The sequence below is a fragment of the Sphingopyxis terrae subsp. terrae NBRC 15098 genome, assembly GCF_001598815.1.
Classification (GTDB): Bacteria; Pseudomonadota; Alphaproteobacteria; order Sphingomonadales; family Sphingomonadaceae; genus Sphingopyxis; species Sphingopyxis terrae.
This window is the reverse complement of record NZ_BCZQ01000008.1, coordinates 87,034-96,978: the sequence shown is the minus strand read 5'-3', so window position 1 is coordinate 96,978 and position 9,945 is coordinate 87,034. Positions and strand designations below refer to the sequence as shown.

General features: G+C 65.3%; 11 protein-coding genes. 8 read left to right on the top strand and 3 right to left on the bottom strand.

Going from position 1 to position 9,945, the window contains the following annotated elements; all coding sequences use genetic code 11:
• Positions 1-12: 12 nt before the first annotated feature.
• A complete protein-coding gene (locus STE01S_RS06300) occupies positions 13-1,155 on the top strand; it encodes an epoxide hydrolase family protein (RefSeq protein WP_062766049.1) in 1,143 nt (380 codons plus the stop codon).
• 19 nt (positions 1,156-1,174) lie between these two features.
• Here STE01S_RS06300 and STE01S_RS06295 read toward each other — a convergent pair whose 3' ends face one another.
• The 3 genes from STE01S_RS06295 to STE01S_RS06285 form a co-directional block, all read right to left on the bottom strand.
• Positions 1,175-1,495: an MliC family protein gene (locus STE01S_RS06295; protein WP_162928219.1), complete on the bottom strand. Its 321-nt coding sequence runs from the start codon at positions 1,493-1,495 to the stop codon at positions 1,175-1,177.
• A gap of 11 nt (positions 1,496-1,506) precedes the next feature.
• Positions 1,507-2,118, bottom strand: coding sequence for a beta/gamma crystallin-related protein (locus STE01S_RS06290; protein WP_062766046.1), 612 nt, complete (start codon positions 2,116-2,118; stop codon positions 1,507-1,509).
• 130 nt (positions 2,119-2,248) lie between these two features.
• Positions 2,249-3,595 carry a NupC/NupG family nucleoside CNT transporter gene (locus tag STE01S_RS06285; protein ID WP_062766043.1) on the bottom strand — a complete coding sequence of 449 codons (1,347 nt, stop codon included), beginning with the start codon at positions 3,593-3,595 and terminating at the stop codon, positions 2,249-2,251.
• A gap of 157 nt (positions 3,596-3,752) precedes the next feature.
• Between STE01S_RS06285 and STE01S_RS06280 the strand changes: the two genes are divergently transcribed.
• Genes STE01S_RS06280 through STE01S_RS06250 form a run of 7 tightly spaced genes read left to right on the top strand, consistent with a single transcriptional unit; the run spans position 3,753 to position 9,893 of the window.
• Positions 3,753-5,717 carry an alpha/beta hydrolase family protein gene (locus tag STE01S_RS06280; RefSeq protein ID WP_082813239.1) on the top strand — a complete coding sequence of 655 codons (1,965 nt, stop codon included), beginning with the start codon at positions 3,753-3,755 and terminating at the stop codon, positions 5,715-5,717.
• Positions 5,718-5,760: 43 nt separating this feature from the next.
• Positions 5,761-6,438: a queuosine precursor transporter gene (locus tag STE01S_RS06275; RefSeq protein ID WP_003041276.1), complete on the top strand. Its 678-nt coding sequence runs from the start codon at positions 5,761-5,763 to the stop codon at positions 6,436-6,438.
• On the top strand, positions 6,435-7,343 hold the full coding sequence (gene argB, locus STE01S_RS06270) for an acetylglutamate kinase (RefSeq protein WP_174531827.1): 909 nt from the start codon (positions 6,435-6,437) through the stop codon (positions 7,341-7,343). Before STE01S_RS06275 ends, argB begins: the two co-directional genes overlap by 4 nt.
• A 45-nt stretch (positions 7,344-7,388) precedes the next feature.
• Positions 7,389-7,688, top strand: a complete 300-nt coding sequence (locus STE01S_RS06265) for a YggT family protein (protein ID WP_003041270.1) — start codon at positions 7,389-7,391, stop codon at positions 7,686-7,688.
• Positions 7,688-8,593: a bifunctional methylenetetrahydrofolate dehydrogenase/methenyltetrahydrofolate cyclohydrolase FolD gene (folD, locus tag STE01S_RS06260; RefSeq protein ID WP_062766037.1), complete on the top strand. Its 906-nt coding sequence runs from the start codon at positions 7,688-7,690 to the stop codon at positions 8,591-8,593. The genes STE01S_RS06265 and folD overlap by 1 nt, the downstream gene beginning before the upstream one ends.
• Positions 8,593-9,267 carry a hypothetical protein gene (locus STE01S_RS06255; RefSeq protein ID WP_062766034.1) on the top strand — a complete coding sequence of 225 codons (675 nt, stop codon included), beginning with the start codon at positions 8,593-8,595 and terminating at the stop codon, positions 9,265-9,267. The genes folD and STE01S_RS06255 overlap by 1 nt, the downstream gene beginning before the upstream one ends.
• Positions 9,264-9,893, top strand: a complete 630-nt coding sequence (locus tag STE01S_RS06250; RefSeq protein WP_062766031.1) for a MarC family protein — start codon at positions 9,264-9,266, stop codon at positions 9,891-9,893. Before STE01S_RS06255 ends, STE01S_RS06250 begins: the two co-directional genes overlap by 4 nt.
• Positions 9,894-9,945 lie beyond the last annotated feature (52 nt).

Genomic DNA, 9,945 nt, shown 5'->3' with positions numbered 1-9,945 from the left:
GGGAGAGACTGAATGAAGGTCGAAAATATCCGCGCGTTCCGCGCCGAGGTTCCGCAGGCAGCGATCGATGATCTGAAAGACCGGCTGGCGCGCACGCGCTGGCCCGAAAAGGAGACCGTCGACGATTGGGACCAGGGCGTCCCGCTCGCCTATGCGCAGGAACTCGCGGCCTATTGGCGCGAGGGCTATGACTGGCGCACGGTCGAGGCGCGGCTCAACGCGCTGCCCAATTTTCTGGCCACGGTCGATGGCCTCGACATCCATTTCCTTCATATCCGCTCGGACAATCCGGCGGCGCGGCCGCTGGTGCTGACGCACGGTTGGCCGGGGTCGGTGCTCGAATTTCTCGACGTGATCGCGCCGCTGTCGGCCGACTATCATCTCGTGATCCCGTCGCTGCCGGGTTACGGCTTTTCGGGCAAGCCCGCGGCCGCGAAATGGAGCGTCGAACATATCGCCGCGGGCTGGGACGCGCTGATGCGCGCGCTCGGTTATGATCGCTATTTCGCGCAGGGCGGCGACTGGGGCAGCGCGGTTACCTGCGCCATCGGGATGAACCATGGCGACCATTGCGCGGGCATCCATGTCAACATGATCGTCGGCCAGCCCGACCCGGCGCTGATGGCCGATCTCACCGACGCCGAAAAACTCTATCTCGCGCGTTTCGGCTGGTATCAGGCAAAGGATAACGGCTATTCGACGCAGCAGGCGACGCGGCCACAGACCATCGGCTATGCGCTCACCGATTCACCGGTCGGGCAGATGTGCTGGATCGTCGAGAAATTCCACGGCTGGACCGATTGCGGGCATCAGCCGGGCGGGCAGTCGGTCGGTGGCCATCCCGAACGCGCGCTGTCGAAGGATGCGATGCTCGACACCGTCAGCCTCTATTGGTTTACCGCCAGCGCCGCGTCGTCGGCGCGGCTCTATTGGCACAGTTTCCGCAGCTTCGCGGCGGGCGAGATCGACGTGCCGACCGGCGGCAGCCTGTTCCCGAACGAGATCATGCGCCTGTCGCGCCGCTGGGCCGAAAAGCGCTATCGCAACATCGTCTATTGGAACGAGGTCGATCGCGGCGGCCATTTCGCGGCGTGGGAGCAGCCCGAGCTTTTTGCGCGCGAAGTCCGGGCGGCGCTGGCGCAAATGACGCTGTGATGCGTCGCTTTCGCCCCGTCTACATCGGCCGATTGACGGGGCGGCAGCTTTCGGGCGCGGTGCGGGCGGCGGTGTTCCATGTCACCTCGTTGCCGTTGCGGTACAGCCGCGCGCCGCTCTTGTTTTCATAGGCCTGCCCCATGTTGGTCGGCGCGGCCTTGAGCACCATGCTGCGGCGGCCGTCGACGCGGACGATTGCGCCGTTGGCGACATAATCGACCTGCAACCGCGTGCCGCGATTGCATTCGTAAAGCGTGCCGGTGTTTTGCGGGTAGGAGGCACAGCCCGCAACGACAAGAATGGCCGCGCCCGCGGCGGCCAGCTTCGCGATTCGGATCATCTCCATTCCCCTCAATAGCCCGAACGGACGCACAGCACGTCGGCCAGATAAATGCGGCCCGAAACCGTCTCCATATGTTCGCGGGCCGATCCGTTCCAGCCGATCGAGCGGCACCATGTGTCGGCGGTCCGCGCCGCGCAGGCGGTGGTCGCCGATCCACTCTGGCACGCGAGAACGCGATAATTTGCGGTGGCGGGCTGGGTATGGAATTCGGCGAAATTGCCGCGCGCAACCTGATCGTTGGCGACCGGGCCAGGATTCCAGCCGCCGCCCGATCCGACGGGGCGGATCGACTGGATCTTGATGCCGCGCAGGATATTGCCCAACATCGGCGTGTCGCGTTCGACCGTCCGGCAATTGCCGCGATAGCGCGTCTTTTCGCACAGTTCCCAGCGACCGCTGGTCACGCGGATCGAATTGACCGGCCACGACAGGCCCAGATCGGGCTTCGCTTCGCCAATGAACACCGCCGGCCCCTTGTAGGCGGCGTCGCGATAGATGGTCGCCTCGGGCGGACGCATCATCCTGTCTTCGGGCGATTGCGCCTGCGACGCGGCAAGGAAGCCACCGCCGAGCGATGCGGCGGCAGCGGCGAAGAGCGACCAGCGATGGATGGATTTCATCAACAACCTCCCTGTTTGGCAAACGCGACCCGGGATTCGTTTTTCCGGGGCCGAAACTACGCCACAACAGGGGGACTTGCAAATTATCCCGCCATGGTCGCGCCTTGCGCGGCGCGACCATGGCGCCGGGTCAGGGCGCCTTCGTCGCGGCGGTATCGGCGGCAGCGGGCGGCGCTCCGGGAAGCGGCGCCGCCGCAACCGGCGCGGCAGCCGGGGGCGGCGGTGTGGCGATCGGCGCGGTGAAACTGAGCATAAGGCCGGCGAGCGCCGCCGACATCAGGTTCGACAGGCTGCCCGCAAGCAGTGCCTTCAGCCCCAGCCTGGCGATCATCGGCCGTTGATTGGGGGCGAGACCGCCAGTCACCGCCATCTGGATCGCGATCGAGCTGAAATTGGCGAAGCCGCACAGCGCAAAGGTCGCGATCGCAACCGACACCATCGACATCCCCCCCTGGATTTTGCCGAGGTCGATGAAGGCGACGAATTCGTTGAGCACGACTTTGGTACCGAACAGGCCGCCGACCGCGGCGCTTTCGTCCCACGGCACGCCCATCAGCCACATCACCGGGCGGAAGATCGCGCCGATCACCGCCTGGAACGACAGATCGGGATAGCCGAACCAGCCGCCGATCCCGGCGAGCAGCCCGTTGGCGAGCGCGACGAGCGCGACGAAGGCCAGCACCATCGCGCCAACCGCGACCGCCAGCTTGACGCCGGTCTGCGCGCCCTGCGCCGCTGCCATGATGATGTTCGCCGGCTTTTCCTCGTCATGGCTTGCCTCTGGCATGATGACGGGTTCGATACCCAGATCCTTGGGGTCGTCGGGCATCATGATCTTGGCCATCAGGATGCCGCCCGGCGCCGACATGAAACTGGCGGCGAGCAGATAGGGCAGCAGCTGTTCGCCGATCATGCTCGCATAGGCGCCGAGGATGGTCCCCGCGACTCCGGCCATGCCGACCGTCATAACCGTAAAGAGCTGCGACGGGGTAAGACCGGCGAGATAGGGACGGATGACGAGCGGGCTCTCGCTCTGGCCGACGAAGATATTCGCCGCGGCGCCCAGGCTTTCGACCTTGGTAATTCCCGTAATCTTCTGGATCGCCCCGCCGACCCATTTGATCACGAACTGCATGATGCCGAGATAATAGAGGATCGAGATGAGCGAGGCGAAGAAGATGATCACCGGCAGCGCGGCGATCGCAAAGCTGTGACCGCCCATTTCGGGTCCGGCGAGCGGGCCGAAAATGAAGTCGGTCCCCGCCTTGGCATAACCCAGAAGATTGGCGACGCCGGTCGACATCGCCTGAATGATCGCGCGGCCCCACGGCGTACCGATCACCAGCAGCGCGAACCCGGCCTGCAACAGAAAGGCCGGCACGACGACGCGCAGGCGAATCCAGCGACGGTTCGATGAAAACAGCACGGCAATCGCAAGCAATGCAACGATGCCGAGCAGGCCGATAAGATGTCCCATAAGTGTTTTGCGTCCCCCGCAAGTTTATTGCGCCTGTCTAGCGGGCTTTGCGGATCGGGCAAGGGGGGCGGCGGAGCATTGCAGTCATCCATAACGGCAGCGATCCCGCTTGGCGGCTCCGTGACGGCTTGATAGGCAGCGCTGAAACAGGGGGAATATGATGCGGACTGGCGTTGCGGGACATGTAATTTTGGCGATATGCGCGCTGGTGCAGGCGGCCGTGCCCGCGGCGGCGCAGGCGCCCGCGACGACCGCATCGACCCCCGCTCCGCCATTGCCCACGGCCGCCTTTGCGCAGCTTCCCTTTGCGGAAAATACCGAATTATCGCCCGACGGAACGCATATGGCGGGCCTGTTCGCGGTCCGTGGGGAACAGCGGATCGGCATCCTTCCCGTGCTGGGCGATCAGAGCAAATCGGTCATCATTGCGGTTCCCGACCAGACCGAAATCGATTGGCTGACCTGGGTCAACGACGATCATCTGCTCGTCGGCCTGCGGGCGTTGATGGCGGTGGAGGCCGACAATTGGTACGTTACCCGCATCATCGCCATCGACCGGACCTCGGGCAAGATCACGCGGCTACTATGGGATCTCAAGGGCCAGAATGCGTCCGATGTCGTCTGGCTGCCCAAAGACGGCAGCAGCGAAATTCTGGTCGCGGGTCAGGACTCGATATATGACAACGCCGATTTCTGGCCCGCCGTATACCGCATCGATGTGAAGACGGGGCGCAAGAAGACCGAACTGCGGTCGCGCACCGGGGTTATGGAATGGGGCGCCGACCATCTCGGCCGGGTGCGCTACGGCATCGGCTATCGCGACGATACGACCCGGGCCACGCTGCTCTATCGTAGCGCCGGAGAAGGGGCTTTCCGGTCGATCGAGCGCGCTTCGCTACGCGATGACGAGCGGCTGACGGTGCCGATCCTCTTCGTCGACGGCACCGACAACGGGTTGGTTTACAAGGACCGGGACGATGGCAAGACCGCGATTGCCGAGGTCAATCTTGCTACCGGTGCCGAAGTCCGCACGGTCGTTGCACCCGACGCGGGCGACATATCAGGCGCCATTCGCGCGCCCGACGGATCGAAGCTACTCGGCGTTCACGTCGCCGACGATCTGAAGCCGGTGCGCTGGCTCGACCCGGCGATGGCAGCGCATCAGGATACGCTGGACGCGACGGCCCGCGCGGCGCGCGTCCGGATCGACAGCTATAGCCGCGACCTGACCAAGATGCTCGTGCGGATCAGCACCCCCGACAATCCGGGGCTGCTCTATTATTATGATTCGACGACCGGCGATTTGTCGCGTCTTGCGGCAATGAACGAACAGATCGGGGCGAAGCGCCTCTCGCGCGCGAAGCTCGTCCGGTACAAGGCGCGCGACGGGCTGGAGATCGAGGGCGTGCTGACGATGCCGCGGGGCCGAGCGGCAACCAACCTGCCGTTCATCGTGCTGCCGCACGGCGGACCGTGGGGCCAGGACGAGCTGACCTACGATTATTGGGCGCAGTTCCTCGCCGAACGCGGCTATGCGGTATTGCAGCCCAATTTCCGCGGCTCGACGGGCTATGGTGCCGAGTTCGAAAAGGCCGGCGAGGGGCAACTCGGCTTTGCGATGCAGGATGATGTGACCGACGGCGTGCGCTGGGCGGTCGCCGAAAAGATCGCCGACCCCAAGCGCGTGTGCATCGTCGGCGCCTCTTATGGCGGCTATGCGGCGATGTGGGGAATCGCCAAGGATCCCGACCAGTATCGCTGCGCGATCTCGATCGCCGGGGTCGCCAATCTGCGGCGCGAGGTCAATGATTTCGGCGGCACGCTGCGCGCCAATCTGTACCGGACGCAGTGGAAGCGCATGACCCCCGACTTCGCGGCGGTGTCGCCGATCAACGCCATCGACCGGATCAAGGTGCCGCTGCTGCTGATTCACGGCAAGAAGGATGTGACGGTCGATCATAGCCAGTCGGCGCGCATGTATGCGGCAATGACCAAGGCGGGGAAGACGGTGGACTTCGTCTCGCTGCCGCTCGCCGATCATTATTTCAGGCGCGAGGCCGACCGGCTGCTATTGCTGCAATCGATCGAATCCTTCCTCGCCAAGTATAATCCCGCCGATTGACCGGCATCTTTCCACGCGTCGCAAAAGCGACTATCGGGCGCCGATGACCGAACCGACTTCGACCGCGCTGCCGCGCACGATCACCCCTTCGCTTTTCCTGTTCACGATCATCTATGGCGGCATGGTCGTGCTCGCCGGCGTGCTCGGGAACAAGCAGGTCGCGCTGGGCGCCGGTCTTGCGGTCGAGGCTGGGATTTTTCCATTCCTGATCCTCGTCGCGCTGTCGAGCACCGTGTCCGAATTGCACGGACAGGCGACCGCGAACCGGCTGGTGCTGTGGGGTTTCGTGCCGCTGATCCTGTCGATCATGCTGACCTCGCTCGTCTATTTCGTCCCCGCCGCGCCCGAGATGGACCCGGCCCGGCTGGCGTCGTTCGAGATGATATTGGGACAAACGCCGCGCCTGATGGCGGCGGGCATCGTCGCCTATGGCACGTCGCAGTTCCTGAACGTCACTATCTTTTCCAAACTGCGCGGCCGTGAAGGCGCGGGGACGGGGTCGACCTGGCTCGCGATCCGCGGCGCAGTCGCCAGCGCGCTCAGCCAGATCGTCGACACGCTGCTGTTCGTCACCATCGCCTTTTACGGCGTTTTCCCGATCGCCAATCTGATGGCGGGACAGATGCTGGCGAAGGTCGCGCTGTCGATTGTCGTCATCCCGGCGGTGATCACCGGCCTCGTCGCGCTCGGCCGCAGCCTCGACGCGAAGACCGCGGAATGATGACGATGACCGATCCCACGACCATGCCCGATCTGCTGACCAAGGCCGAAACGCTCGTCGAGGCGCTGCCCTATCTGCAACGCTATGCGGGCGAAACCTTCGTCATCAAATACGGCGGCCACGCGATGGGCGATCCCGAGGCGCAGCGCGACTTTGCCGAGGATGTGGTGCTGCTGAAGGCGGTAGGGATCAATCCCGTCGTCGTCCATGGCGGCGGACCGCAGATCGGCGCGATGCTCAAGCAGCTCGGCATCGAATCGCAGTTCGTCGGCGGGCTGCGCGTTACCGACGCCGCGACCGCAGAGGTCGCCGAAATGGTCCTGGCGGGCAAAATCAACAAGGAAATCGTCGGATGGCTCGCCGGGCTTGGCGGCCGCGCGATCGGCCTGTCGGGCAAGGACGCCAATCTGGTGCTGGCCGAAAAGGTCCACCGCACCGAGCCCGATCCCAATTCGGGGATCGAACGCCACGTCGACCTGGGCTTCGTCGGCGAACCCGTCGCGGTCGACCCGACGATCCTGCAACGGCTGGCGGCCGACAATTTCATCCCGATCGTCGCCCCTGTCGCGCTCGGCGCCGATGGCGCGACCTATAATATCAACGCCGACACCATGGCCGGGGCGATCGCCGGCGCGCTTGGCGCGCGGCGTTTCTTCCTGCTGACCGACGTGGCCGGAGTGCTCGACAAGTCGGGGGCTCTGCTGACCGACCTCGACCGCCCCGCGATCGACGCGCTGAAGGCCGACGGGACGATCACCGGCGGCATGATTCCGAAGGTCGAAACCTGCGTCGCGGCGGTCGATGCGGGGGTCGATGCCGCGGTTATCCTCGACGGCCGGGTGCCGCATGCGATGCTCCTCGAAATTTTCACCGCAAGGGGTGCAGGCACGCTCATTCACCGCTAAGAGGGCCTGCAAGACCCCCCTTTACGGAGACCCGCCTTGCTTCTCATGCTCATCCAGATCGTCGACATCATCCTGACGGTCCTGTGGTGGTTCATCATCGCGCAGGCGGTGATGTCGTGGCTGATCGCCTTCAACGTCATCAACACCCACAATGACTTCGTGGCGCAGCTGTGGATGATGCTCGATCGCATCACCGAGCCGCTCTATCGGCCGTTCCGGCGGATCATGCCCGATTTCGGCGGGCTCGACCTGACGCCGATGCTGGTGCTGATCCTGATCATCATCATTCAAGGGCCGGTGCTGGGCTATCTCGCGCGCCTCGCCTATTCGAGCGGAATGGCCTGATGTCCGTCGCGACCGAAGCGCGCATCATCGACGGCAAGGCGTTCGCCGCCGGGCTGCGCGCACGCATTGCCGGCGCCGTCCCGGCGTTCGAAGCCGCGACCGGGCGCGTGCCGGGGCTGGCGGTCGTGCTGGTCGGCGACGATCCGGCGAGCGCTGTCTATGTCGGCTCCAAGGGCAAGGCGACGGTCGCCGCCGGCATGGCGAGTTTCGAACATCGCCTGCCCGCGACCGCGAACCAGGAAGAGGTCGAGGCGCTGCTCGCATCGCTCAACGACGATCCTGCGGTCGACGGCATCCTGCTCCAGCTTCCGCTGCCCGCCCATCTCGACGAGCAGCGCGCGGTGGCGACGATCGATCCCGAAAAGGACGTCGACGGGCTGACCCCGGTCAGCGCCGGACGGCTCGCGCTCGGCATCCCGGGCATGGTGCCTTGCACCCCCTATGGCTGTCTGTTGCTGTTGCAGGATGTGCTCGGCGATCTTGGCGGCAAGGATGCGGTGGTGATCGGCCGCTCGATTCTGGTCGGCAAGCCGATGGCCGCGCTGCTGCTTGGCGCCAATTGCACCGTGACCATGGCGCACAGCCGCACCCGCGATCTGCCCGATCTGGTCCGCCGCGCCGATATCGTCGTGGCGGCGGTCGGCCGGCCCGAAATGGTCAAGGGCGACTGGATCAAGCCCGGCGCGGTGGTCATCGACGTCGGCATCAATCGCCTGCCGCCCGAAGCGGGCGCGACCAAGGGGCGGCTCGTCGGTGACGTCGATTACGCCAGGGCGGCGGGGGTGGCGGGCGCGATCACCCCGGTGCCCGGCGGCGTCGGCCCGATGACGATTGCCTGCCTGCTGCGCAACACGCTGGTCGCCGCGCACCGCCGCGCCGGCCTCGCCGATCCGGAGGGTTTCTGATGCGCCGACTGCTCCTTGCCGGGCTTGTGCTGACGACGCTCGCCGGTTGCGCGCCGCAGGGGCCCGAGGCACGCAAGCGCCCGCTTTCGGCGAATCCGAGCGGCTTTATCGCGGCGGAAATCGCCTTCGCGCGGCTGGCGCAGGAAAAGGGGCAATGGACGGCCTTTCGCGAAACCGCGGCGCCCGACGCGGTGATGTTCGTGCCGCAGCGGGTCAACGCCCGCGACTGGCTGAAGGCGCAGAAGGATCCGGCCGAGGCGGTGCGCTGGCAACCGCACAAGGTGTTCGTAAGCTGTGACGGCAACAACGGCGTGACGACGGGCGCATGGCAGAAGGGTCCGGCGCAGGGATTCTTCACCACCGTGTGGTCGCGCGATCCGATGAAGGGCGACATGCGCTGGCTGCTCGATTCGGGCGATGCGCTTGCGACCCCGCGCGCAGCGCCCGACTTCATCGAATCGAAGCAGGCGACCTGCACCGGCAAGCCGGGCGCCACGGTAACCGCCGCTGCGGAGGGCGACGATATGATGGTCGGCATGTCGCGCGACCAGACGTTGAACTGGACTTCGGTCGTGCGCCCCGACGGATCGCGCAGCATCACCGTGCGGCTGTGGGACGGGCATGAAATGACGACCGTTATCGATGATCGCATCGCGGCGCCGAAACAGCCATGATCGACCTTTTCATCTCGGCCTTCGTGACGCTTTTTGTCGTCATTGATCCGCCCGGCTGCGCGCCGATCTACGCCAGCCTGACGACGGGGGCGAGCGCGGTGCAGCGGCGGTCGATGGCGATCCGCGCGACGTTGATTGCCGGTTTCATCCTGATCTTCTTCGCGATGTTCGGCGAGGCGCTGCTCAGCTTCCTGCACATCGATCTCGACAGTTTCCGTATCGCGGGCGGGGTCATGCTGTTCATCATCGCGATCGATATGGTGTTCGAAAAGCGCACCGAGCGCCGCGAACAGCGCGCCGAAAAGCTGATGGCGACGCCCGAGGTCGAAGATGTGTCGGTGTTTCCGATGGCGATGCCGATGCTCGCGGGGCCGGGATCGATCGCGTCGGTGATGCTGCTGGTGTCGCAGAACAGCGGGCTTGACCGCGCGCTGGTGATTTTCGGCGCGCTGCTGCTTGTGCTGCTGCTGACGCTCGCGGCGCTGCTGCTCGCCGGGCCGTTCATGCGCTTGATCGGCAACAAGGGCGAGGCCGTCATCACCCGCCTGCTCGGCGTGCTGCTCGCGGCGCTCGCGGCGCAGTTCGTCATCGACGGGCTGAAAGCGAGCTTCTCGAGCCTCGCCTGACAAGGAAAAGGGCGCCACCTGCCGGCGACGCCCTTTCCATTGTCCACGGGAA